Genomic DNA, 25,337 nt, shown 5'->3' with positions numbered 1-25,337 from the left:
ATGTTGAATTCTGAAATGCAAAATTATTTAGGATATGAAAAAAATCAACATAATAATAGTGATAATGCTCGCAATGGTATAAATTCAAAAAAATTAATAACTCAACAAGGTAAAATTGAGATTAATGTACCACGAGATCGTAATAGTAATTTTGAGCCAGTAATAGTTGCAAAAAGACAAAGAAGATTTGATGGTTTTGATCAACAAGTTATTTCATTATATGCCAAAGGCATGACTTTATCAGATATTAGAATGCAGTTACAAGAGTTATATCATGGTACTGATATTAGTGAAAGTGTTATTAGTCAAATTACTGATGATGTTATTGATGATGTTAAAGCATGACAAAATCGGCCATTAGAAAGTGTTTATTTGATTGTTTATTTTGATTGTATAGTAGTTAAAGTACGACAAGATAAACGCATTATTAACAAATCAGTTTATATAGCACTAGGAGTTGATTTAGAAGGTAAAAAAGATGTTTTAGGTTTATGAATTAGTGAAAATGAAGGTTCTAAGTTTTGATTATCTAATTTCACAGAAATGAAAAATCGAGGCTTAAAGAGGCTTTTTAAAAATCTGTGTATCTTTTTACAAAGATACTAGTTTAGGTTAATTCTATCTTCGAATTTTATCATAAAATGAGCAATTGCTGTATTTAAATTTTGAATGGGCAGTGTTCATTTTTTTGTTATATTTTCAATTGCTAAGTAAAATATTTTAAAAACTGCCATATCATTTGGAAAAACTTTTTTATTTCTAATAACTTTTCGTAATTAACTATTAACAGATTCAATAGCATTTGTTGTATAAATCACTCTTTTGATTTCTGCAGGATAACTAATAAAAACCATTAAATTATCTCAATTTTTATATCATGATTTAGCAATTTGAGGATATTGTTTATTTCATTTACTTTCAAAAGATTCTAAAGCTTGCATTGCTTGTTCTTCACTACATGCACTATAAATTGGTTTTAAATCTGTAACTAGTGATTTTCTATGTTTGTATGAAACATATTTTAAACTATTTCTAATTTGATGAACTATGCATAATTGATGTTCGGTTTTAGGATAAACTGATTGTATTGCTTCTGACATTCCTGTTAAATTGTCACTACAAACAATAAGAATATCATTTAAGCCTCGATTTTTCATTTCTGTGAAATTAGATAATCAAAACTTAGAACCTTCATTTTCACTAATTAATAAACCTAAAATATCTTTTTTACCTTCTAAATGAACTCCTAGTGCTATATAAACTGATTTGTTAATAATTCGTTTATCTTGTCGTACTTTAACTACTATACAATCAAAATAAACAATCGGATAAACACTTTCTAATGGCCGATTTTGTCATGCTTTAACATCATCAATAAAATCATCAGTAATTTGACTAATAAAACTTTCACTAATATCAGCACCATGATATAAATCTTGTAACTGCATTCTAATATCTGATAAAGTCATGCCTTTGGCATATAATGAAAGAACTTGTTGATCAAAACCATCAAATCTTCTTTGTCTTTTTGCAACTATTACTGGCTCAAAATTACTATTACGATCTCGTGGTACATTAATCTCAATTTTACCTTGTTGAGTTATTAATTTTTTTGAACTTATACCATTACGAGCATTTTCACTAGTATTATTTTGATTTTTTTCATATCCTAAATAATTTTGCATTTCAGAATTCAACATTTTTTCAACTAATCTTTTTGTTAATTCTTTATATAAAACTCCCTCTTTAAAAACTGTTGTTAAATATTCAGTATTTTCTAGTAATAAATCTACTGCTTTTGATATTGGATCATTATTATTAATATTTTTTTTAGACATAAGTAACTCACTCTTTCTATTTATTTAATTTTATTTACTAGAATTAATTAAACATAGTTATTTTTGTAAGTTACACAGATTACTAAACATTACCGGCTTAAATGATATTCTTATTGCTTGTAGCGACAATTTAACAGGAATGTCAGAAGCAATACAATCAGTTTATCCTAAAACCGAACATCAATTATGCATAGTTCATCAAATTAGAAATAGTTTAAAATATGTTTCATACAAACATAGAAAATCACTAGTTACAGATTTAAAACCAATTTATAGTGCATGTAGTGAAGAACAAGCAATGCAAGCTTTAGAATCTTTTGAAAGTAAATGAAATAAACAATATCCTCAAATTGCTAAATCATGATATAAAAATTGAGATAATTTAATGGTTTTTATTAGTTATCCTCCAGAAATCAAAAGAGTGATTTATACAACAAATGCTATTGAATCTGTTAATAGTCAATTACGAAAAGTTATTAGAAATAAAAAAGTTTTTCCAAATGATATGGCAGTTTTTAAAATATTTTACTTAGCAATTGAAAATATAACAAAAAAATGAACAACGCCCATTCAAAATTGAAATACAGCAATTGCTCATTTTATGATAAAATTTGAATATAGAATTAATATAAACTAGTAACTTTGTAAAAAGATACACAGATTTTTAAAAAGCCTCCCAAATTATTGACCAAATATTAAAAAAGCTATTGATTTTGTTTTTCAAGATATGAGTAAACATTACTTTAGTTAGCTATACATAAGAATTTAATTAAAATTCATAATTTCTAATTTTAATTTTTTCCTTTTACATTTATTTGTTCTCCTTTAATTTTCTAATTTTTTAATTGTTACTTTAATTCAACCTTGATAAACATCATTATCACCAACTATTAATGCAACATTACTTTCTGGGTCAGAAACAATTATGTGTTTTGATTTAACATTTGGGTATTGTCTTAAAATAATTGCTCTAATATCATTACTTGTATGAATTGATTTTGGAAATGGTGATAATATTTCAATTTCATCTTTATTTTAAAATAAAGTAGGTAATATTATAATTAATCCAAGTCTCCTTCATTAATATAAATCTGAAGATTAAATCAAACACTTTCTTTTCCTAATTTAAATGAATCACTAGAATTAGATTCTTTATTTTCTTTTAGAGTTGTTATAATAAAATTAATTAATTTTTCCTTATTAATACAATTTTTATGCCTTGATTTATTAATTTCATAAACTTTAATTATATGTTCTTTACAATATGCTCTACAATATTCATCAAATTGCTCATCTGTCATATTTTCACATTGTCTTTGTCTTTGTTCATTTTTAATTTCATCATAATGTGGTTCATGAATAAATTTTTCAAATGTTATTGTTTCAGTTCATGTACATCTATTCATTACTTATTCTCCTTATTTTTAATTTAATTAGCAATTTCACTGAATATTTTTAATACTTTATATTCATTTTTTAATTCTTTAATAATAAATATTAAAAATATTATTAGTGTTATGCTTTTTATTAATATCGGTACTATTAATAAAATTTTTCATAATATCATTTTTTACTCTTTTCATTTTTTAAATCATTTAACATTTATTGAACAAAATGCACGATTTTTAGGAATGTTTAAAGTATTAAAGATTTGACCAGTTACTATAATTTCATCATTTTTGTTTAATAAAATAAATCGTTTATAAAATTTTGGGTTATTAAAAATTAAAGTAACATAGTTTAATCCATTTCATTGACCTCTAACATTATAATATAATTATTTATTACCTTTTTCGTAATATTTTGATTCAATAGCATTACTTAGTTTTACTGTTAATTTCACATAATTGGATTTATCTTTCATTTTTATAATTCCTTATAATTGGGTTTGCTTATACGCATCTTGTTCATGTTTTGTTAATTTTATATTTCCTTGATAATTTGGTATTTTATCTTTATTTTTTGGATGGTTTTCTTGATAATCTCAATTCATAATATCTTGTACTAATACCATTAATGCACCAATAATTTTAGGTGTTGCTAAGGGATTGGTTAATAATTGTTTTGGGTTTAAATAAAAATTTTCTACACTTACTAATACTTTTTTATTATTTAAAAATTTCTTAAAATATTTTAATTTTTCTTTATAAATATTTTTACATTCTAAAATAGTTTTCGCTTGGAATGTTTCATGAAAAATAATAATATTAGTTTCATTTGAATATATAACAATTCCATTATCGCCAATACCAGCTGGGTCAATACCAATCTTTATTTCATATTGCATTATTAATCAAATTCTCCATTTTTAATTTCATCTCTTAATTTAATAATAAATCCGAATGGAGTTAAACCTTGTGTATCACCAATATAAAAGGTTTCATAATCAAGTATTCTATTAATTATTTTTTCTTTATATTCATTAATTACTTCTTTTTTAAAATCTTCTCTTAATTTTTCTATATTATTTAAATGTTCTTTTATTATTTCTTGATTACGTTTTTTATTATATTCATTAATAATTTCTTGGTCTTTATAAGAAAATGGTTTTTGTTTATTCATATTTATACCTCCTACTTAACCTAACATTTAAAATACAGTCATAACAAATTGCTTTATTATTTTTGTCTCTTAAAAAGTTTTGTCTTGTTTTTATATCATCAGTATTAAAGAATAAATAATCTAATTTATGTTGTTTACATGTTCAACAAAAATACTTTTTCATAATAGTTCTTTCTAATATATTCTGTTGCTTGTAGCATAAATAATAGACATATTCCGTAAATAAATTTTTTAAAAGTCAATTAATAATTTAAAATTTATTTTATAATTTCTTTATTAATAAATTAATAAGGTGTTGATAAAAATGAATTTTGAAAATTTAAAAAAATTAAAAAATGAACAATTTTATAGATATTTTGGTATAAAACGTTTTCATTTTGATGAAATGTTAACAAAATTAATTGAAATAGAAAATTTAAAAAAAACTAAAGGTAGAAAATATAAACTTTCAGTTGAAGAAAGATTGATGATGACTTTAGTATACTGAAAATAATATTATACTTTTTTCCAAATGAGTATTAAATATAAAATGAGTGCATCAAGTTGTTTTCGAAATATTACTTGAGTAGAAAATAAACTTAGTGATGACAAAGATTATCAGTTTTTAAAAACAAAATATAAATCAAAAATTGAGAAAAAACAAGAAGATTTAAATGAATTTCAATTTTATTTAATTGATTCAACTGAAATTGAAATTGAAAGACCAACTAAAAAAATACAGTTAGAATATTTTTCTGGTAAAAGTTGAATGTTTTCTATAAAATTTCAAATTATATATGACTTTTTTAATAAAAAAATTGTTAATATTTTTGCTGATAATGGAAAAGTACATGATTTTCAAATATTAAAAAATTCAAATCTTGAATTTTCAGAAAAAACAATAATTATTGGTGATTTGGGATATCAAGGAATACAAAATATTTATAAAAATACTATATTACCAATTAAAAAAACTAAAAATAAAAAATTAACTAAACAAGAAAAAATCTACAACAAAATTATTTCAAAAATTAGAATTAAAGTTGAACATGTTTTTGCTTGATTAAAAAGATTCAAAATTTTAATAAATAAATGTAGAAAAAGTATATTTAGACTTATGTACTTAAGATTTAACTTACTTTGTGAAATTTTTAATAAAACAAAACCATTAAAATAAAAAAATATTTTTAATATTTTTTTAAAAATTTAAATTTTTATCAAGTTAATATAAAAATAATATTAACAATTTTTGTGTTTGAAATATAAATTTATTTTTAAAGTATTTTTTTAAAAATATTAACTTCTATAATTATTAACACTAAAAAATTTATAAATATTATTATTGACAATTGATTAAATTTATTTACGGAATATGTCTAATATTTATTTAATTTGTGTTTAACAAATTAATATTTTAATTGAACCGGCACCACTCAATTTTTTTTACAAGTTTGAAATTTATTTTATCGCCCAAAAATTTTTTCAAAAAAAATAAAAAATAAAACCAACACTTGCTCACTGGGGAGTGGCAAGGTTGGTTAAATAAAGAATAGAATTAATATAGTAGGTTCCCTAAGCAGATCTATAGCTAACTAAAGTAATGTTTGCTCATATCTTGAAAAACAAAATCAATCGCTTTTTTAATATTTGGCCAATAATTTGGTAATATTTTTCTTATATTATGTTTTATAGCAAATCAAAAATTTTCAATTGGATTTAAATTAGGATAATATGGCGGAAGAAATAATAGTTTGCATCCAGCATTTTCAATTAATTGTTGTGTTAATTTAGATTTATGAAACGTTGCATTATCTAAAACTATAATTTGTCCACGCTTTAATACTGGGATTAGTATATTTTTTACATATGATTCAAAAATTTTACTGTTGCAATGTCCTTCAAATGCTCATAGGGCTTTTAATTTACCTTTATTTAGTGAACGAATTATACTCATTCTTTTTATTTTATATGCGGGTTTATTATCAAATAATCTTTTACCTTTTTCAGATCAACCATATTTATAAAATTCATTATCATCAATTCCAGATTCATCAATATATACTAAATCTTCATTCATTATTTTAGATATTTCTTTTAAAAAATATTCTTGTTTATTTTTATCTCTTTGTTCATATAAAAAAGTTTTTTTATATAGCTAACTAAAGTAATGTTTACTCATATCTTGAAAAAAAATCAATCGCTTTTTTAATATTTGGTCAATAATTTGGTAATATTTTTCTTATATTATGTTTTATAGCAAATCAAAAATGTTCAATTGGATTTAAATTAGGAGAATATGGCGGAAGAAATAAGACATATTCCGTAAATAAATTTAATCAATTGTCAATAATAATATTTATAAATTTTTTAGTGTTAATAATTATAGAAGTTAATATTTTTAAAAAAATACTTTAAAAATAAATTTATATTTCAAACACAAAAATTGTTAATATTATTTTTATATTAACTTGATAAAAATTTAAATTTTTAAAAAAATATTTTTAATATTTTTTTATTTTAATGGTTTTGTTTTATTAAAAATTTCACAAAGTAAGTTAAATCTTAAGTACATAAGTCTAAATATACTTTTTCTACATTTATTTATTAAAATTTTGAATCTTTTTAATCAAGCAAAAAAATGTTCAACTTTAATTCTAATTTTTGAAATAATTTTATTGTAGATTTTTTCTTGTTTAGTTAATTTTTTATTTTTAGTTTTTTTAATTGGTAATATAGTATTTTTATAAATATTTTGTATTCCTTGATATCCCAAATCACCAATAATTATTGTTTTTTCTGAAAATTAAAGATTTGAATTTTTTAATATTTGAAAATCATGTACTTTTCCATTATCAGCAAAAATATCAACAATTTTTTTATTAAAAAAGTCATATATAATTTGAAATTTTATAGAAAACATTCAACTTTTACCAGAAAAATATTATAACTGTAGTTTTTTTTAGTTGGTCTTTCAATTTCAATTTCAGTTGAATCAATTAAATAAAATTGAAATTCATTTAAATCTTCTTGTTTTTTCTCAATTTTTGATTTATATTTTGTTTTTAAAAACTGATAATCTTTGTCATCACTAAGTTTATTTTCTGATCAAGTAATATTTCGAAAACAACTTGATGCACTCATTTTATATTTAATACTCATTTGGAAAAAAGTATAATATTCTTTTCAGTATACTAAAGTCATCATCAATCTTTCTTCAACTGAAAGTTTATATTTTCTACCTTTAGTTTTTTTAAATTTTCTATTTCAATTAATTTTGTTAACATTTCATCAAAATGAAAACGTTTTATACCAAAATATCTATAAAATTGTTCATTTTTTAATTTTTTTAAATTTTCAAAATTCATTTTTATCAACACCTTATTAATTTATTAATAAAGAAATTATAAAATAAATTTTAAATTATTAATTGACTTTTAAAAAATTTATTTACGGAATATGTCTATAATAGTTTGCATCCAACATTTTCAATTAATTGTTGTGTTAATTTAGATTTATGAAACGTTGCATTATCTAAAACTATAATTTGTCCACGCTTTAATACTGGAATTAGTATATTTTTTACATATGATTCAAAAATTTTACTGTTGCAATGCCCATTCAAAATTGAAATACAGCAATTGCTCATTTTATGATAAAATTTGAAGATAGAATTAATCTAAACTAGTAACTTTGTAAAAAGATGCACAGATTTTTAAAAAGCCTCAACCAATTATACTCATTCTTTTTATTTTATATGCGGGTTTATTATCAAATAATCTTTTACCTTTTTCAGATCAACCATATTTATAAAATTCATTATCATCAATTCCAGATTCATCAATATATACTAAATCTTCATTCATTATTTTAGCTATTTCTTTTAAAAAATATTCTTTTTTATTTTTATCTTTTTGTTCATATAAAAAAGTTTTTTTTATATGTATAATTTAGTTTTTTGAAATAGTTATAAACTGTTCCTTTAGTCATATCATCAAATTTTTCAATTACTTTTTGAACTGTAACATCTTTATTTTGCGCTAAATAATTTTTTAATTCATCTAAATCCTTTATTTTGTGGCTATGTCCTTTTTGATAATTCAAAATTGGTTTTATATGCCCAGTTTCTTTTTTTCTTTTTCTTCATAAGAATAAAGTCTTTCTAGTAATATTGAACACTTTACAAATTTCTTTAATTTTCATGTTTTTACTTTCATAGGCTTCTATTACTTTTCTTCGTAAGTATTAACTGTATGGTTTTGGCATAATTTAATCTTCCTAATCTATTTTAAATATTGCTGAATTGTACTTTTAAATTCCAAAACTGTTTAAATTACATATTATTATTTTACATTATTTATGAGTAAACATTACTTTAGTTAGCTATATGTATAATTTAGTTTTTTGAAATAGTTATAAACTGTTTTTTTATTCATATCACCAAATTTTTCAATTACTTTTTGAACTGTAACATCTTTATTTTGCGCTAAATATTTTTTAATTCATCTAAATCCTTTATTTTGTGGCCATGTCCTTTTTGATAATTCAAAATTGGTTTTATATGCCCAGTTTCTTTTTTTCTTTTTCTTCATAAGAATAAAGTCTTTCTAGTAATATTTAACACTTTACAAATTTCTTTAATTTTCATGTTTTTACTTTCATAGGCTTCTATTACTTTTCTTTGTAAGTCTTAACTGTATGGTTTTGGCATAATTTAATCTTCCTAATATATTTTAAATATTGCTGAATTGTACTTTTAAATTCAAAAACTGTTTAAATTACATATTATTATTTTACATTATTTATGAGTAAACATTACTTTAGTTAGCTATATATATACTAGTTTCCAATCCGCTCCCACCCCAAAGATTACCATTAAATGGTTAGTATATTTTATTAGGTATGACTCCACTTTTTATTTATCCATGCAAGTCCACATGCTCTAGCTACTATTTTTAACAACTGTGTTGTAGTTCACTTTTTTAGTTCCCTAACACGTGTTGATAATAGCGTTAAATAGGTTTATTAAAAATTTTAAAATTTTACAATTACAAAAAAAAGACGAGATTTTTATTCTCGTCTTTTATCAATTATTTTTAATTTAAGGGTTTAAAAAAGAAAGGAGCTATTTTTAAAACTTTTTAGTTATTGACATCTTCGATACGCTCCCATTATTTTTTATTATATTTATTCATAATATTTAAAAAATTACTATCAGTAATTCAACTAATAATGCTTTCTACAAAAAATTGTTTATGATCCTTTATATTATTTAACTCATCATTACTAAACTTACTCAAAACTCAATCAGCCGTGTTAAAATTAGGATTTTTACCAACACCAATTCTTAATCTTTGAAAATCTTTACTACCAATTTGATTAAAAATACTTTTAATTCCATTATTACCAGCAGCACTAATTTTTTGTTTGTATTGAAATTGACCAAAATTTAAGTCAACTTCATCGTGAATAATTAACACGTTTTCAATTTTAATTTTAAAATAATTCATAAAATTCGAAACACAAAAACCTGATAAGTTCATAAAAGTTAATGGTTTCAAAAAAATAACATCAGTGCTGTTAACAACAGTTTTAACATATTGACCATTAAATTTAGTTTGATTAATTTTTAATTGTAATGTTTCACAAATCATATCAATAATAATAAAACCAATATTATGACGTGTCAATTCATACTCTTTACCTGGGTTTCCTAATCCAATAACTAATTTCATCTACTTTAAATTTCCTCTTTATTATTTTTTACTATTTTTATTATTAATTTTTTTTATTAATTCATTTGTTTTATCATCATAAACTTTTGTTAATGATTTATTATTAATTGAAGCATCAATCATTTTTGCAATAAAATCAGAAATTGAAATAATTTTTAAACCATTAAACTTTTTTTCCTCAGAAATTTCAATAGTATCAGTAATAACAACTTCCTTAATAATTCCATCAATAACAGCTTGTTTCAAATTTTTTGAAGCTTGACCACTAAAAATACCATGAGTAGCCAAAATATAAACTGATTTTGCGCCATGTTCTTTAATAGCTTTTGCTGCATTAATAACAGTACCACCTGTATCAATCATATCATCAATAATAATAGCATTCTTTTCTTTAACATCTCCTAATACAAACTTAACTTGACTTTGATTAGGAGTTGTTCTTCTTTTATCAATAATTGCCAAAGGTACACTTAAATAATTGCCTAATCTTCGAGCACGAGTAACACCACCATGATCTGGAGATACAACAACTAAATTAGTTAAATTTTCTTCAATTAAATAAGATGCTAAATCTTGAGTTGCTCGTAAATCATCAACAGGAACATCAAAAAATCCTTGTTCTTGTGGTGAATGTAAATCAACAGTAATAACACGATCAACACCCGCAACAGTTAATAAATTTGCAACAAGTTTACAAGTAATAGGCTGTCTACCACCTTGTTTTCGATCTTGACGAGCATAACCAAAATAAGGGATTACTACATGAATTTTAGCAGCAGATGCACGAACTAAAGCATCAACAAAAATTAATAATTCCATTAAATTATCATTAGTTGGCGGCGAAGTTGATTGGATAATATATACCACTTTCCCTCGCACTGATGTTATAGATTGAATGTTAAATTCACCATCAGCAAAACGACTAATTTCTGCTTTTCCAGGTTCAATATTAAGTTTTTTACAAACTTCTTGTGTAAATTTTTGATTAGCACTTAAACCAAAAATTACAATTTTTTCTACATTATTCATTAAATCCTCCTTTACATGTTTCTAAAAAATTATAATTATAATTTCATTATACAATGTTTATTACAATTTAAGTATATTAAATTTAAAGACTATTAATTAAAAATAATTAATAAAAAGTTATATCTTTTGCAAGAAAAAATAAAATCATTATAATAGTTAACGGATAATAAATATTTAAAAATATGTTTATTAATAAACAAGGATTATTGCTGAGGTGTTTTATATACTTATTATCCACATTCTAATATCATTAATTTTAATAATTATTCTGAAAGGTATTTATTAATAATAGTAAATAACTGATAAAACATTGAAAATGTTAATTCTTCAGATCTTATTGTTAATGATCAAGATAAGTCGTTAATTAAATTAACGGCTTTTTCTTTGCTATTTAAATAAATACCCAAATTGTTAACTAATGTTTTTCTCTTATTAACAAAACAACTTCTTACAAATTTTCAAAATAATTGTGGTTCATCAAGTTGAAATTTAGGATTTACTTTAAAATAAACAACACTACTTGTAACATTAGGTATCGGAGTAAAATTATTAGGACTAACATCAAAAATAATTTTAACATCACAATAAAATTGACACATAACAGAAAGATTATTATATACTTTAGTTTTAGGTTTAGCACAAAATCTTTGTGCAACTTCTTTTTGCATCATTAATGTAAATGAATCAAATAATTCAATATTTTCTAATAATTTTAAAACAATTTGTGAAGTAATATAATAAGGCAAATTTGCAATTACATTAATTTTTTGATTTATTGCAAATTCTTCATTAATGATTTTTTTTAAATCTAAATTTAAAAAATCATCATTTATAATTTTTAAATTTTTGTATTCATTTAACTCCTTTTCTAAAACAGGAATTAATTTTTTGTCAATTTCAATTGTCACAACTTTTTGCGCAGTGCTGAGTAATTTATTAGTTAAATGACCAATGCCCGCTCCAATTTCAACAATGCCATCTTCATCTTTAAAATTACTAGTTTTAACAATTTTATCAATTATATTATTGTTAATTAAAAAGTTTTGCCCAAACTTTTTAACTACATGTAAGTCGTATTTTTTCAATATTTTTTTTGGATTTTCCATTATTATTCTCCAATTCACATTTTTAGTTAATTATATACTAGTAATAATTAAATAAATAGTTAGCCAACTAATCATATATGCTAAATTTACTACTAGCAAATCTACATGTGGTAATATTAACATATATCAACTTAATAAATAAATATTAATTTGAGTGGGAAAAGGAGATGATTTTTATATGGCAACAAAAATAGAAGTTGCTAATGACGGACACAATAACCAAGACGTTAATATTGTTTCTCTAGATTTAGGAACAAGAAATTTAATTGTCAGAGTTAATGGAAGGGTTGTTTATAGTCAACCATCAGCAATTGTATTTGATACAGAAAACGGAGAAGTATTCATTGGTGAAGCCGCTTTATTAATGAAAGAAAAAACTCCATCGAATAAAATTTTCAGAGAACCAATGGCTAATGGTGTTATTAATGATAATAATGCTTTGATTGCTTTATTAACTGAAATTTTTACACAAATTATTGATGTGAAAGCTGAAAAAATTTGAGAAAATTCAGTAGCACTTGTAGCTATTCCGTCTAAGGTTTATAAATTAGATAGAACTGTTTTACGTGAAATTCTACAAGGAAAAAAAATAGCTAAAATTCCAATTTATAGTGATAAATTTCCCAATAGATATAATGCAAATAATGAAAGCGTAATGAAAGCTGAAAAAGTTGTTATTGTTCCTGAAGTAAAATTGGCGGCTATTGGTGCTGGGGAAGCGCTTTGAGATGCTTCAGGAGTATTTATTCTTGATATTGGTGGCGGAACTTCTGACTGTGCCATTTTATCAAGTGGAGAAGTTATTGTTCAAGATTCAATTCCAATTGCTGGAAATGATATTGAACGTAGTATTAAAGAACATTTTGAAAAAATGCACTATATATCTCTTAGTTCAATGGAGGCTGAAAAAACAAAGATTAGTGCTGGTATTTGAATAGATGGTGAAAAAGATAGTGAAAATAAAATTACTATCCATGGAAAAAGTACTAAAACTAAAAAACCTGAACAAATTACAGTCCCTAAGCAAGAAGTAGCTAGAGTAGTTACTGAAGCCTTTGAACCAATTGTTGCACTATGTAGTGACATTATTGATAAAGCTGGACCTGCCTTTTCAGAAATGATTATGAAAGACGGTTTAACTATCACTGGTGGGGGTGCTTTGTTTGAAAATATTACAACTTATCTAAAAAAACGACTAAATTTAGAACATGTGGTATCTGCTAATAATCCAAGAGAATGTGTAATTAGAGGGACCCAAGCCTATGAAACTCATAAACAAGATGTATATGAAAAAGGATTCATTAGACCAAGTAATTAAAATTCCAGGTGTGTAGAAGGAGGAAAAAAATGGGATTATTTGATAAAAAACCCAAAGAAAAATTAAATAAAAAAAGTAATATTAAGTCTATTAATGACTACCAATGATTAGCTTTAGATATTGGAACAGAAAACTTTAAAGCAAGGTATGTTAACATTGGACTTACATATGATGCACCAACTTATCTTGCTGAAGACTATGAAAAAAATGTTATTCTTTATGGTGAAGAAGCTAAAGCTTTAATTGATAAAACAAATGAAAATGTTGTTATTAAACGTCCAGTTCGTGATGGTAATATTGCTGATCCAGATGCTTTACAACGTATCCTTGCTAAAATTTTTCAAGATTTTAGACTTGAAATTAAAGATTCAAAACAAACTGATAAAAACCGTAATTTAATTGTTTTAATGGCAACACCAAGTGAAATTAATTCAGTGCAAAGAGAAGCGTTAGAAAATATAGTTCATCGTTTAGGAGCACTTCGTGGATTTGTTCAAGAAGAAGTTAAAATGGCAGCTTTAGGTTCAGGCCAAGATATTTTTGGAGTTGCAATTATGTGTGTTGATATTGGTGGGGGAAGTACTGATATTGCCGTAATTAGCAACGATTCAATCCTATATTCATATACAACACATTGTGCTGGAGACTATTTAACACAAAAAATTCAAGAATACATAGCTAAAAAGCATGCTTTAAAAATTGGTACTAAAGAAGCAGAAGATGTTAAAAAGAACATCGGTTCACTTATGAAATATCAAGATGAAAAACCATACACTATTTCAGGTGTTTCATTACCTAGATTAGACTCTCAGCCAGGAGAAACAATGTCAATTTCTAAAACTATTGAAATTACACCAGAAGAAATTCGTGAAAATGTAATGCAAGTTCAATTTAGAGAACATGTTATTCCATCAATTCGTAGAGTACTAAGAACTTCTGGGGAAAAAGCTGCTGGTAGTGTTAGTGACTTAAAGAAAAAAGGTAAGGGAATCACAATTTGTGGTGGTGGAGCTTACATTAAAAAAATTGATGAATTTATTAAAGAAGAATTGGCTAAGGAATATTTCATCGAAGTTAAAGCTGAAAAAGCTACAAAACCAATTCGTCAAAAATATGAGGGAGATATCTTTGAAGTACGTGTTGCTCAAAATCCTTTAGATAATGTTATTGATGGTTGTGTAAAATATCGTGATACAATTTACAAACAATTAATAGTTGAACAAAATCCTAACCGCGAAATTCTAACAAAAGATGAAGATTTAGGATAAAAAATAAGTTTAAATAAAATGCACTTTTAAAATTTATAGAAGTGCATTTTTTACTTATATAAATAATAAATTACTATATAAAATAAAAAAAATTAATAATCATACTTAAAATACATTAGGAAATTATCCCCACATGTACTAGTGCGGAGGAAAAAATGAATTGAAATGAATTCAATAGCATATTTCAAAATGAAAACGATTGTTTGAAATATATAGCGAAGTTGAAAATAATGAAATGTATCAGGTGTGCTTCTTCTAGTTTGAATGTTTCTGATTTAAGAAGAATAAGATGTTTGAAATGTCATCAAACATTTATTATTCTTCATGACACCATTTTTCACAAGTCACAAACACCTTTGACATCTTGGTTTTATCTCATCTTTAGATGAATAAACACAAAGCATGGTATACCATCAACAGATGTTGCAAGGGAATTGGGTGTGACATATAAAACAACTTGAAGAATGGGTCATGAAATCAGAACTAGAATTTGGAATCAAGATGCAGGGTTCATTGATGATGGCACAGCACAGATGGATGAAATGTATCTTTCACATGTAGGTTTTATTCAACAAGGATCTTCCTTGTTGAGTAAAACCTTGATTGTTGGAGTTTATGGTAATGTTTAGTAATCTGTGTAACTTACAAAAATAACTATGTTTAATTAATTCTAGTAAATAAAATTAAATAAATAGAAAGAGTGAGTTACGTATGTCTAAAAAACAAAATATCAATAATAATGATCCAATATCAAAAGCAGTAGATTTATTATTAGAAAATACTGAAGATTTAACAACGGTTTTTAAAGAGGGAGGTTTATATATAGCTAACTAAAGTAATGTTTACTCATATCTTGAAAAACAAAATCAATCGCTTTTTTAATATTTGGTCAATAATTTGTTAATATTTTTGTAAGTTACACATATTACTGAACATTACCAGTTCTTTCATTATATGCAAAAGGCATGACTTTATCAGATATTAGAATGCAGTTACAAGAGTTATATCATGGTGCTGATATTAGTGAAAGTGTTATTAGCCAAATTACTGATGATTTTATTGATGATGTTAAAGCATGACAAAATCGGCCATTAGAAAGTGTTTATCCGATTGTTTATTTTGATTGTATAGTAGTTAAAGTACGACAAGATAAACGCATTATTAACAAATCAGTTTATATAGCACTAGGAGTTGATTTAGAAGGTAAAAAAGATGTTTTAGGCTTATGAATTAGTGAAAATGAAGGTTCTAAGTTTTGATTATCTAATTTCACAGAAATGAAAAATCGAGGCTTAAATGATATTCTTATTGCTTGTAGTGACAATTTAACAGGAATGTCAGAAGCAATACAATCAGTTTATCCTAAAACCGAACATCAATTATGCATAGTTCATCAAATTAGAAATAGTTTAAAATATTTTTCATAAAAACATAGAAAATCACTAGTTACAGATTTAAAACCAATTTATAGTGCATGTAGCGAAGAACAAGCAATGCAAGCTTTAGAATCTTTTGAAAGTAAATGAAATAAACAATATCCTCAAATTACTAAATCATGATATAAAAATTGAGATAATTTAATGGTTTTTATTAGTTATCATGCAGAAATCAAAAGAGTGATTTATACAACAAATGCTATTGAATATGTTAATAGTCAATTACGAAAAGTTGTTAGAAATAAAAAAGTTTTTCCAAATGATATGGCAGTTTTTAAAATATTTTACTTAGCAATTGAAAATATAACAAAAAAATGAACAGTGCCCATTAAAAATTGAAATACAGCAATTGCTCATTTTATGATAAAATTTGAAGATAGAATTAATCTAAACTAGTAACTTTGTAAAAAGATACACAGATTTTTAAAAAGCCTCAAATAATTTTTTAATTCATCTAAATTCTTTATTTTGTGGCTATGTCCTTTTTGATAATTCAAAATTGGTTTTATATGCCCAGTTTCTGTTTTTCTTTTTCTTCATAAGAATAAAGTCTTTCTAGTAATATTGAACACTTTACAAATTTCTTTAATTTTCATGTTTTTACTTTCATAGGCTTCTATTACTTTTCTTCGCAAGTATTCACTGTATGGTTTTGGCATAATTTAATCTTCCTCATCTATTTTAAATATTGCTGAATTGTACTTTTAAATTCAAAAACTGTTTAAATTACATATTATTATTTTACATTATTTATGAGTAAACATCACTTTAGTTAGCTATATTTCTTTTAAATTTGGTACTACTTCTAAAGACATTTTATTTCTCCACTTCTTTTGTTAAAATTCAAGAATACTACAGAAAATATTTTAATTATTTTCTATTCAAATCGCGATTAATAACTGCTTTTAAATATTGTCCGGTATAAGACTTAGGATTTGTTATTACTTGTTCTGGTGTTCCTGTAGCAATGATTTCACCACCAAATTTACCACCCTCAGGTCCTAGATCAATAATGTAATCAGCAACTTTAATAACTTCTAAGTTATGTTCAATTACAACAACAGTATCACCATGATTAACGATTTTATTTAAAACTTCAATTAACCTTTTAATATCATCAACGTGTAAACCAGTAGTTGGTTCATCTAAAATATACATAGTTTTGCCAGTAGCACGTTTTTGTAATTCTTTAGCTAGTTTCACTCTTTGTGCTTCACCGCCAGATAATTCAGTAGCGGGTTGCCCTAATTTTACGTATCCTAATCCTACTTCTTGTATCGTTGCTAATTTTTTATGGATTTTTGGATGATTAGCAAAAAAAGTTAATGCTAAATCAACAGGCAGTTCTAGTACATCATAAATATTTTTACCTTTATATTTAACTTGTATTGTTTCACTATTATAACGTTTTCCTTCACAAATTTCGCAAGTTACATAAACATCTGGTAAAAAATGCATCGCAATTTTAATAACACCATCGCCAGAACAACGTTCACATCTTCCTCCTGGTACATTAAATGAAAATCTACCTTTAGCATATCCTCTAATTTTTGATTCTTGTGTTTGTGTAAATAAATCACGAATATCATCAAAAACTGAAGTATAAGTAGCGGGATTACTCCTTGGTGTTCTGCCAATTGGTTCTTGCGAAATAGCAACAATTTTATCAATAAATTCAATCCCTTTTATTGCTTTATGTTTTCCTGGTCTTTGTCCCTTTAAACCCAAATACTTTTGAATACTATTATGTAAAATATCATTAACAAGCGTTGATTTGCCACTTCCTGAAACACCAGTAACACAAATAAATTTACCTAAAGGTAATTTAACATTTATTTTACGTAAATTATTAGCTTGTGCTTCTTGAATTTCAATAACTTTACCATTACCACTTCTTCTTGATTTAGGTAACACAATAAATTTTTCACCATTTAAATATTGTCCAGTAATTGAATTAGGGTTATTAGCAACTTGCTGTGGTGTACCTTCAGCAATTACTTCACCACCATAAATTCCGGCTTTTGGACCAATATCAATTAATCAATCTGCTGCTCACATTGTATCTTCATCGTGTTCTACTACTAATAATGTATTATCAAGATCTCGCATTTGTTTTAAAGTTTCAATTAACTTAACATTATCACGTTGATGTAAACCAATTGAAGGTTCATCAAGAACATACAATACTCCCGTTAATTTTGAACCAATTTGAGTTGCTAATCGAATCCGTTGTGATTCACCACCAGATAAAGTTTGTGCCATTCTCGATAAGTTTAAATAACCTAAACCAACATTAGTTAAAAAACTTAAACGATTAATGATTTCTACTAATATTAATTTAGCAATTTCTTGTTGATAAGGTAATAATTTAATATTTAACATAAATGTTAAACTTTCTTCGATGTCTAAATTAGTATACTGACTAATATTCATTTCTTTATTATTTTCATCTTTAATTTTAACTGCCAATGCAAATTCATTTAATCTTGTTCCTTGACAAGTTAAACAAGTGCGTTCACTCATAAATTTACGATAATAATCACGGGCAAAATCACTAGTTGTTTCTAAAAAACGTCTTTCAATTAAAGTGGCAATGCCTTCAATATAATCATGATTAGGATATTTACGACCATTTGCCGAAGTAATACTGAAAGTAATGGCTTCATCACTACCGCGCATAATATAATTAAGTTGTGTTTTTGTTAAATTTTTTAATGGCTGATTCAAATCAATTAAATAATGATAACAAAGAACTTTTAATTTTTGTCATTCTAAATTACTAGTACCAACTAAGTTTTTATAATACTCAATGCCGCCATCATTAATTGATAATTTTAAATCTGGCATTAATAATTCTTCGTCAACTTCTAATTTTATTCCCAAGCCTTTACAATCAAAACACGCTCCACTTGGTGCATTAAAAGAAAATAAACGCGGTTCTAAACTGGGAATTGAAAATCCACAAATTTTACAAGCATATTTTTGAGAAAATAATCACGTTTCATTTGTTTTCGATAAAATAACCTTTGCTAAACCATTACTATGATTTAAAGCAACTTCTAAAGCATCATTAATTCGTGAAATAGTATTATCATCATTGGTAAATTTAATACGATCAATAACAATATCGATATCATGACGTAATGATTTATTCAATTCAATTGGTTCATCTAAACTATATATTTTATTATTAATTTTAACTCGCAAAAAATTTTCTTGTTTTAATTTTGCTAATAAATCTTGATGACTACCTTTTTTAGCATTAATAACTGGTGCTAAAATTTCAATATTAGTATTATCTTCTAACGTTTTAATTTTATTAACCATTTCTTTTAAAGTTTGCGTGCTAATTGGACCATGAACCTTATTACAATAAGGAGTTCCAATTCGTGCATAAAGTAAACGCAAATAATCATAAATTTCAGTAACAGTACCAACAGTACTGCGAGGATTATTACTTGTAGTTTTTTGATCAATAGAAATTGCTGGTGCTAAACCATAAATAGCATCAACATCAGGTTTTTCGCTGTTTCCTAAAAATTGACGAGCATAGGCTGAAAGTGATTCAACATATCTTCGCCTTCCTTCTGCATAAATTGTATTAAAAGCTAATGATGATTTACCACTTCCTGAGACACCAGTAATAACTACTAACTTATACTTTGGAATTTTAATATTAACATTTTTTAAATTATGTTCACGTGCACCTTTAACAGTAATATATTTTTGATTATCTGTCATTTATTCCTCCACTTATATGCTCTTTCTAATTAATTATATACTATATATAATTAACTTTAATAGCATTATTGCTAATTAATATTAAAGAATATCAATTATAATTAGAATATTGGTAATGTTTAGTAATCTGTGTAACTTAGTGATTTTACAACTAAAATTTATTTAAAAAACACAGTTTTTAGGAAAGTTCCAAAATAATCTAAATCAATATTTAAAATTTTAAAATTATTTATTGCAAAATAAAGTATATAAAAACTTAAATTACAAAAAAAATGAACAATATATAGCTAACTAAAGTAATGTTTACTCATAAATAATGTAAAATAATAATATGTAATTTAAACAGTTTTTGAATTTAAAAGTACAATTCAGCAATATTTAAAATAGATTAGGAAGATTAAATTATGCCAAAACCATACAGCGAAGACTTACGAAGAAAAGTAATCGAAGCCTATGAAAGTACAAACATGAAAATTAAAGAAATTTGTAAAGTGTTCAATATTACTAGAAAGACTTTATTCTTATGAAGAAAAAGAAAAAAAGAAACTGGGCATATAAAACCAATTTTGAATTATCAAAAAGGACATAGCCACAAAATAAAGAATTTAGATGAATTAAAAAATTATTTAGCACAAAATAAAGGATTTAGATGAATTAAAAAATTATTTAGCGCAAAATAAAGATGTTACATTTCAAAAAGTGATTGAAAAATTTGGTGATATGACTAAACATTACCAAAAAGCGATTGATTTTGTTTTTCAAGATATGAGTAAACATTACTTTAGTTAGCTATACATAAAATTCATGATTCTTTTATTCTTTTATGATCAAGAAATTTATTAAAAGGAATTGCTTTTACAGCAAATCAGCTAGCAATAAAACTAAAAAGATAAATACTTATTTCAATTATTCATTTTATTAAATGTGAATCATGCATATTTATTAACCTACACTAACCCTTTTAATACGTTCATCAAATACCTTTGTTTCTTGCTCTTTTAAAATTGATGTATATTCAACTTTATCACTAATAATACGAATCATATGTAAATCAGTTACCAAAAGTCCACCAGAAATCGTTAAATTACGAATTTTTTCTTTAATTTTAAATGACATTTTTGATATTTGAATATTAGCAATCAAAGGTGTATGCCATTCAAGAATACCAACATAGCCTTCAGTTGTTTTAACATTAACTCACTGTACTTCTCCATCGAAAAAAATACCATCAGGAGTAATAATTTTAAGATTTAACGCCATAATATCACCTTCAATTATCTCAATTTCTTTGCCTTTTCAATTGCTTGTTCAATAGTTCCTACATATAAAAATGCTTGCTCTGGTAAATCATCGCATTCACCATCTAAAATTTGTTTAAAACTATTAACAGTTTGACTAATAGGAATATAAATACCATTTAAACCCGAAAATTTTTCAGCAACATGAAATGGTTGTGAACAAAAATTACGAATTCTTCTTGCTCTAGCTACTATTTTTTTATCTTCTTCACTCAACTCATCCATTCCTAAAATACCAATGATTGGTTCTAATTCAGAAAAACGTTGAATTGTTTCAATAACTCTTTGTGCAACATCATAATGTTCCTGACCAACAATAGCAGGATCTAACATTCTTGATGAAGATTGTAAAGGATGAACAGCAGGATAAAGCCCTAAAGCAGCAATATTACGATCTAAAACAATTTTAGCATCCAAGTGAGTAAATGTTGTCGCAGGAGCTGGATCAGTTAGATCATCGGCTGGTACATATACTGCTTGTACAGATGTAATAGAACCACGTGTTGTTGATACAATACGTTCCTGTAAAGCACCCATTTCTGTCGATAATGTTGGTTGGTATCCTACTGCTGAAGGCATTCTTCCTAATAAGGCTGATACTTCACTACCAGCTTGTGTAAAACGAAATATATTATCAATAAATAATAATACATCTTGCTGTTTTTCATCACGGAAGTATTCAGCAATTGTTAAACCAGTTAATGCAACACGCATTCTAGCACCTGGCGGTTCTGACATTTGACCAAACACTAAAGCGGTTTTACTAATAACACCTGACTCTTGCATTTCATAATATAAATCATTACCCTCACGTGTTCTTTCGCCAACTCCTGAAAAGACAGAAATACCATCATGTTCTTTAGCTATGTTATTAATTAATTCTTGAATTAAAACTGTTTTACCAACTCCAGCTCCACCGAATAAACCAATTTTCCCACCTTTAGCATAAGGCGCTAATAAATCAATAACTTTAATTCCAGTTTCTAAAATTTCTGATTTTGATTGTAATTCATCAAAACTAGGAGCTGTACGATGAATAGGATATTTTAATTTAGTTTTAAGTTCTTTACCCTCATCAATGACTTCACCCAATACATTAAAAAGTCTACCCAAAACTTCTTCACCAACAGGAACACTAATTGGTATTCCTAAATCAACTGCTTCAAGACCACGTAGTAATCCTTCAGTTGGACCCATTGAAATACAACGAACACTATCATCACCAATATGTTTTGCAACTTCAACAATTAATTTTTGACCATTATTATCAATACTAATAGCATTATTTAAATTAGGTAAACTATTATCATTAAAACGAATATCAATAACCGGACCTGAAATTTGAACAATTTTTCCAATATTTCGTTTAGTTGGTAATTGTTTACTAGTTTTAACATTTTCTTTGCTATTAACTACTTTTTTAGTGACTTTTGCTTTTACTTTAGCAATAACTTTAGTATTATCCTTTTTTAAAGAATTTTTATCACTAACTTTTTTTTCTTTAATTGTTATAGATTTTTTACTAGTTGCATTTTTCATTTTAGTTTACTCCTTTATTATGATGATTGGGTATCAGTGCCACCAATAATTTCTGAAATTTCTTGGGTAATAGCACCTTGACGGGCACGATTATAACTTACTAATAATTTATCTTTCATTTCTTTGGCATTATTTGAAGCATTTTCCATTGCTAATCTTCGTAATGCTTGCTCTGACACTTGTGATTCTACTAATCCACCATAAACAATGGCACCAACATATAAAGGGATAGCACTATTAATAACAGTATTAACGTCTGGTTCAAAATCGGTTTGAATTAAATTACTTTCTTGATTAGTTTTAATAGAAAAAATTGGCAATAAATCAATAATTGTCGGAATTGTTGTTACCGTATTTACATATTTTGTATATGCAATTTTAATAGCATCAGTTTCTTTATTATTAAACTTAGAAAGTAACAACAAAGATATCTCTTGTGAATCATTATATGATGATTGAATGTTAATTTCAGTATAAGATTGCATAATTTTACAATGATGATTAGTAAAGTATGAAACTCCTTTACTACCAATAACAACTATTTCATCTTGTGGTTTATATTGTTCTAATACTAATTTATTTAAATTATTATTAAAACCACCACATAATCCTAAATTAGAATTAAAAACGGCTCATATTGTTTTATTAATAACTTGATCTTTTGTTTTTAAATAAATTGAATTACTTAATTTAGGTATTAGTTGATTGAATGTATCATAAACTTCAGAATAATAAGGTTTAATCATCTCAATTCTTTTACCTACTTTTTTTAATTTAGCTGTTGATACTAGTTGCATTGCTTTAGTAATTTTATAACTAGTATCAACAGATTTAATTTTTTGTCTAATTTGTTCCATGCTTTGAGCCATGATATTTCACCTTACCTTCCTAAATACATTATTTGAATGTTTTAATTAATGTTTCCCATTCTTCAAGACTACCATACATTTTAGGATTATAGTCATTTAACTTATTGGTCAAATTATAAACAACCTGCATAATGCCTTGACTAATGCTCACTTGTAACTCTTCACTAAACGCTTGATATTGCTGTAATTTTAAATAATTTTTTCGTTGTTGTTTTTGAAAATAAGTTATTACTTCCTTTTTAAAAGAATCCATCATTTCTACTGGTAATCATTTAATTGTCTTATTTTTAATTGCTAATAAAATAATTGCTTGATCAATTTGATTTAATGGTTCATTTTGTTTTTGTTTTAAAATTTCAATGGCACGTTTACCATGTTCAATAACAGCTCTAGTATTTTCATCTAAATCAGAACCAAATTGTGAAAAAGCTTGTAATTCACGAAATTGCGCTAATTCTAATTTTAATGTTCCGCCTGCTTGTTTTATTGCTTTAATTTGTGCTGATGAACCTACCCGTGAAACTGATAAACCCACATCAACTGCTGGACGAATTCCAGCATTAAATAATTCTGACATTAAAAAAATTTGACCATCAGTAATTGAAATAACATTAGTAGGAATATATGCAGAAATATCACCGGCTTGTGTTTCAATGATAGGTAAGGCAGTAATACTCCCACCACCATGTTTTTCATTTAATTTAGCTGCACGTTCTAATAAACGTGAATGAAGATAAAAAACATCTCCTGGATAAGCTTCTCTTCCTGGTGGTCGTCTTAATAATAAAGAAATAGCACGATAGGCCACTGCATGTTTACTCAAATCATCATAAACAATTAAGACATCTTTACCTTCTTCCATTCATTCTTCGGCAATAGTTACTCCTGTATAAGGAGCAATATACTGCAAAGGAGCAACTTCACTAGCAGTAGCAGCAACAATAGTTGTATACTCCATTGCCCCTAATTGTGTTAATTTATCAACAATTTGAGCAACAGTTGAAGCCTTTTGACCAATAGCAACATAAACACAAAAAACATTTTTACCCTTTTGATTAATAATAGTATCAATAGCAATCGTTGTTTTTCCAGTTTGACGATCACCAATTATTAACTCTCTTTGACCTTTGCCAATCGGAATCATTGCATCAATTGATAATAATCCTGTTGCTAAAGGTTCTGATACAGATTTTCTAGTCATCACACCCAGCGCTATTCTTTCAATCGGTCTAGTTTTCGTAGTTTTAATTGGACCTTTACCATCAATCTTTTGCCCTAGTGCATTAACAACTCTTCCTAAAAGCATATTACCAACTGGTGTTTCAACAACATTACCTGTTCTACTAACAATATCTCCTTCTTTGATACCCGTGTCATCCCCCATTAAAATAACACCAACAGCAGTTTCTTCTAAACTCAAAACCATACCATAAATATTACTTTTAGGAAAAAATACTAATTCACCATTAACAACCTTATCTAAACCATGAATTAGTGCAATTCCATCACCCACAGTAACAACAACGCCTTCCTCATTAGTACTAATTTTTTTACCATAATTTTTAATTTGGCTTTTTATAATTTCTGAAATTTGATTAACGTTTAAGGACATTTGTTTTACC

At 25.4% G+C, this 25,337-nt stretch carries 29 protein-coding genes and 3 pseudogenes; 10 read left to right on the top strand and 22 right to left on the bottom strand.

The features are described from left to right. On the top strand, positions 1-606 hold the full coding sequence (locus ABWV63_RS09145; protein WP_353306107.1) for an IS256 family transposase: 606 nt from the start codon (positions 1-3) through the stop codon (positions 604-606). Here ABWV63_RS09145 and ABWV63_RS09140 read toward each other — a convergent pair. Continuing rightward, a pseudogene (locus tag ABWV63_RS09140) lies at positions 603-1,838 on the bottom strand (IS256 family transposase). The gene ABWV63_RS09145 and the pseudogene ABWV63_RS09140 sit on opposite strands and share 4 nt — an antisense overlap. 139 nt (positions 1,839-1,977) lie before the next feature. Between ABWV63_RS09140 and ABWV63_RS09135 the strand changes: the two are divergent. Further along, complete coding sequence (locus tag ABWV63_RS09135) at positions 1,978-2,475, top strand: transposase (protein WP_353306106.1); 498 nt, start codon at positions 1,978-1,980, stop codon at positions 2,473-2,475. A gap of 424 nt (positions 2,476-2,899) precedes the next feature. Here ABWV63_RS09135 and ABWV63_RS09130 read toward each other — a convergent pair whose 3' ends face one another. The 3 genes from ABWV63_RS09130 to ABWV63_RS09120 form a co-directional block, all read right to left on the bottom strand. Further along, on the bottom strand, positions 2,900-3,244 hold the full coding sequence (locus ABWV63_RS09130) for a hypothetical protein (protein ID WP_353306105.1): 345 nt from the start codon (positions 3,242-3,244) through the stop codon (positions 2,900-2,902). A 470-nt stretch (positions 3,245-3,714) separates the two neighbouring features. Beyond that, a complete protein-coding gene (locus tag ABWV63_RS09125; protein ID WP_353306104.1) occupies positions 3,715-4,125 on the bottom strand; it encodes a hypothetical protein in 411 nt (136 codons plus the stop codon). A 2-nt stretch (positions 4,126-4,127) separates the two neighbouring features. Next, the gene (locus ABWV63_RS09120; protein WP_353306103.1) at positions 4,128-4,400 is read right to left on the bottom strand and encodes a hypothetical protein; all 273 of its coding nucleotides are present in this window, start codon (positions 4,398-4,400) and stop codon (positions 4,128-4,130) included. Positions 4,401-4,704: 304 nt separating this feature from the next. Between ABWV63_RS09120 and ABWV63_RS09115 the strand changes: the two genes are divergently transcribed. Next, entirely contained in the window at positions 4,705-4,893 is a 189-nt protein-coding gene (locus tag ABWV63_RS09115) for a hypothetical protein (protein ID WP_353306102.1), read from the top strand. An 18-nt stretch (positions 4,894-4,911) separates the two neighbouring features. Beyond that, the gene (locus ABWV63_RS09110) at positions 4,912-5,556 is read left to right on the top strand and encodes a transposase family protein (protein WP_353306101.1); all 645 of its coding nucleotides are present in this window, start codon (positions 4,912-4,914) and stop codon (positions 5,554-5,556) included. A 411-nt stretch (positions 5,557-5,967) separates the two neighbouring features. On the opposite strand, the gene ABWV63_RS09105 is transcribed toward ABWV63_RS09110, so the two are convergent. The 12 genes and pseudogenes from ABWV63_RS09105 to rsmA form a co-directional block, all read right to left on the bottom strand. After that, a complete protein-coding gene (locus ABWV63_RS09105; protein WP_353306100.1) occupies positions 5,968-6,456 on the bottom strand; it encodes an IS630 family transposase in 489 nt (162 codons plus the stop codon). 94 nt (positions 6,457-6,550) lie between these two features. After that, a pseudogene (locus ABWV63_RS09100) lies at positions 6,551-6,691 on the bottom strand (transposase); the annotation flags it as partial. Positions 6,692-6,891: 200 nt separating this feature from the next. After that, on the bottom strand, positions 6,892-7,152 hold the full coding sequence (locus ABWV63_RS09095) for a transposase family protein (protein WP_353306098.1): 261 nt from the start codon (positions 7,150-7,152) through the stop codon (positions 6,892-6,894). A gap of 134 nt (positions 7,153-7,286) precedes the next feature. After that, entirely contained in the window at positions 7,287-7,586 is a 300-nt protein-coding gene (locus ABWV63_RS09090) for a transposase family protein (RefSeq protein WP_353306097.1), read from the bottom strand. Beyond that, positions 7,571-7,744: a hypothetical protein gene (locus tag ABWV63_RS09085; RefSeq protein ID WP_353305528.1), complete on the bottom strand. Its 174-nt coding sequence runs from the start codon at positions 7,742-7,744 to the stop codon at positions 7,571-7,573. The genes ABWV63_RS09090 and ABWV63_RS09085 overlap by 16 nt, the downstream gene beginning before the upstream one ends. Before the next feature lie 95 nt (positions 7,745-7,839). Beyond that, positions 7,840-8,025, bottom strand: coding sequence for a transposase (locus ABWV63_RS09080; protein ID WP_353306096.1), 186 nt, complete (start codon positions 8,023-8,025; stop codon positions 7,840-7,842). Between the two features lie 25 nt (positions 8,026-8,050). After that, positions 8,051-8,242, bottom strand: a complete 192-nt coding sequence (locus ABWV63_RS09075; RefSeq protein ID WP_353306095.1) for a hypothetical protein — start codon at positions 8,240-8,242, stop codon at positions 8,051-8,053. A 40-nt stretch (positions 8,243-8,282) separates the two neighbouring features. Continuing rightward, a complete protein-coding gene (locus ABWV63_RS09070; protein WP_353306094.1) occupies positions 8,283-8,579 on the bottom strand; it encodes an IS630 transposase-related protein in 297 nt (98 codons plus the stop codon). 283 nt (positions 8,580-8,862) lie between these two features. Further along, positions 8,863-9,024 carry a hypothetical protein gene (locus tag ABWV63_RS09065; protein ID WP_353306093.1) on the bottom strand — a complete coding sequence of 54 codons (162 nt, stop codon included), beginning with the start codon at positions 9,022-9,024 and terminating at the stop codon, positions 8,863-8,865. A gap of 523 nt (positions 9,025-9,547) precedes the next feature. Beyond that, on the bottom strand, positions 9,548-10,111 hold the full coding sequence (gene pth, locus ABWV63_RS09060) for an aminoacyl-tRNA hydrolase (protein ID WP_353306092.1): 564 nt from the start codon (positions 10,109-10,111) through the stop codon (positions 9,548-9,550). 21 nt (positions 10,112-10,132) lie between these two features. Further along, on the bottom strand, positions 10,133-11,140 hold the full coding sequence (locus ABWV63_RS09055) for a ribose-phosphate pyrophosphokinase (protein ID WP_353306091.1): 1,008 nt from the start codon (positions 11,138-11,140) through the stop codon (positions 10,133-10,135). 263 nt (positions 11,141-11,403) lie between these two features. After that, entirely contained in the window at positions 11,404-12,246 is an 843-nt protein-coding gene (gene rsmA, locus ABWV63_RS09050; protein ID WP_353306090.1) for a 16S rRNA (adenine(1518)-N(6)/adenine(1519)-N(6))-dimethyltransferase RsmA, read from the bottom strand. 178 nt (positions 12,247-12,424) lie between these two features. Between rsmA and ABWV63_RS09045 the strand changes: the two genes are divergently transcribed. From ABWV63_RS09045 to ABWV63_RS09025, 5 genes and pseudogenes are all read left to right on the top strand, one after another. Then, positions 12,425-13,564, top strand: coding sequence for a rod shape-determining protein (locus ABWV63_RS09045; protein WP_353306089.1), 1,140 nt, complete (start codon positions 12,425-12,427; stop codon positions 13,562-13,564). Between the two features lie 29 nt (positions 13,565-13,593). Then, positions 13,594-14,832, top strand: coding sequence for a rod shape-determining protein (locus ABWV63_RS09040; protein WP_353306088.1), 1,239 nt, complete (start codon positions 13,594-13,596; stop codon positions 14,830-14,832). 155 nt (positions 14,833-14,987) lie between these two features. Continuing rightward, on the top strand, positions 14,988-15,461 hold the full coding sequence (locus ABWV63_RS09035) for a hypothetical protein (protein ID WP_353306087.1): 474 nt from the start codon (positions 14,988-14,990) through the stop codon (positions 15,459-15,461). Positions 15,462-15,543: 82 nt separating this feature from the next. After that, on the top strand, positions 15,544-15,666 hold the full coding sequence (locus ABWV63_RS09030; protein WP_353306086.1) for a hypothetical protein: 123 nt from the start codon (positions 15,544-15,546) through the stop codon (positions 15,664-15,666). Between the two features lie 131 nt (positions 15,667-15,797). Continuing rightward, a pseudogene (locus tag ABWV63_RS09025) lies at positions 15,798-16,664 on the top strand (IS256 family transposase). Here ABWV63_RS09025 and ABWV63_RS09020 read toward each other — a convergent pair. Then, positions 16,661-16,927, bottom strand: coding sequence for a helix-turn-helix domain-containing protein (locus tag ABWV63_RS09020; RefSeq protein WP_353306085.1), 267 nt, complete (start codon positions 16,925-16,927; stop codon positions 16,661-16,663). The pseudogene ABWV63_RS09025 and the gene ABWV63_RS09020 sit on opposite strands and share 4 nt — an antisense overlap. 211 nt (positions 16,928-17,138) lie before the next feature. Beyond that, positions 17,139-20,009, bottom strand: coding sequence for an excinuclease ABC subunit UvrA (gene uvrA, locus ABWV63_RS09015; protein ID WP_353306084.1), 2,871 nt, complete (start codon positions 20,007-20,009; stop codon positions 17,139-17,141). Positions 20,010-20,413: 404 nt separating this feature from the next. Between uvrA and ABWV63_RS09010 the strand changes: the two genes are divergently transcribed. Next, positions 20,414-20,689, top strand: coding sequence for an IS630 transposase-related protein (locus ABWV63_RS09010; RefSeq protein ID WP_353306083.1), 276 nt, complete (start codon positions 20,414-20,416; stop codon positions 20,687-20,689). Positions 20,690-20,951: 262 nt separating this feature from the next. On the opposite strand, the gene ABWV63_RS09005 is transcribed toward ABWV63_RS09010, so the two are convergent. From ABWV63_RS09005 to atpA, 4 genes are read right to left on the bottom strand one after another with little or no spacing between them, the layout of a single operon-like run. Continuing rightward, positions 20,952-21,269: a F0F1 ATP synthase subunit epsilon gene (locus ABWV63_RS09005; protein WP_353306082.1), complete on the bottom strand. Its 318-nt coding sequence runs from the start codon at positions 21,267-21,269 to the stop codon at positions 20,952-20,954. A 14-nt stretch (positions 21,270-21,283) separates the two neighbouring features. Further along, positions 21,284-22,846, bottom strand: coding sequence for a F0F1 ATP synthase subunit beta (gene atpD / locus ABWV63_RS09000; RefSeq protein ID WP_353306081.1), 1,563 nt, complete (start codon positions 22,844-22,846; stop codon positions 21,284-21,286). A 17-nt stretch (positions 22,847-22,863) separates the two neighbouring features. After that, entirely contained in the window at positions 22,864-23,715 is an 852-nt protein-coding gene (gene atpG, locus ABWV63_RS08995; RefSeq protein WP_353306080.1) for an ATP synthase F1 subunit gamma, read from the bottom strand. A 28-nt stretch (positions 23,716-23,743) separates the two neighbouring features. After that, entirely contained in the window at positions 23,744-25,327 is a 1,584-nt protein-coding gene (gene atpA, locus ABWV63_RS08990; protein WP_353306079.1) for a F0F1 ATP synthase subunit alpha, read from the bottom strand. Between the last annotated feature and the right edge of the window lie 10 nt (positions 25,328-25,337).

Source organism: Spiroplasma ixodetis (genome assembly GCF_040369795.1).
GTDB lineage: Bacteria > Bacillota_I > Bacilli_A > Mycoplasmatales > VBWQ01 > Spiroplasma_E > Spiroplasma_E ixodetis_B.
This window is presented reverse-complemented; position numbering and strand designations above follow the sequence as displayed.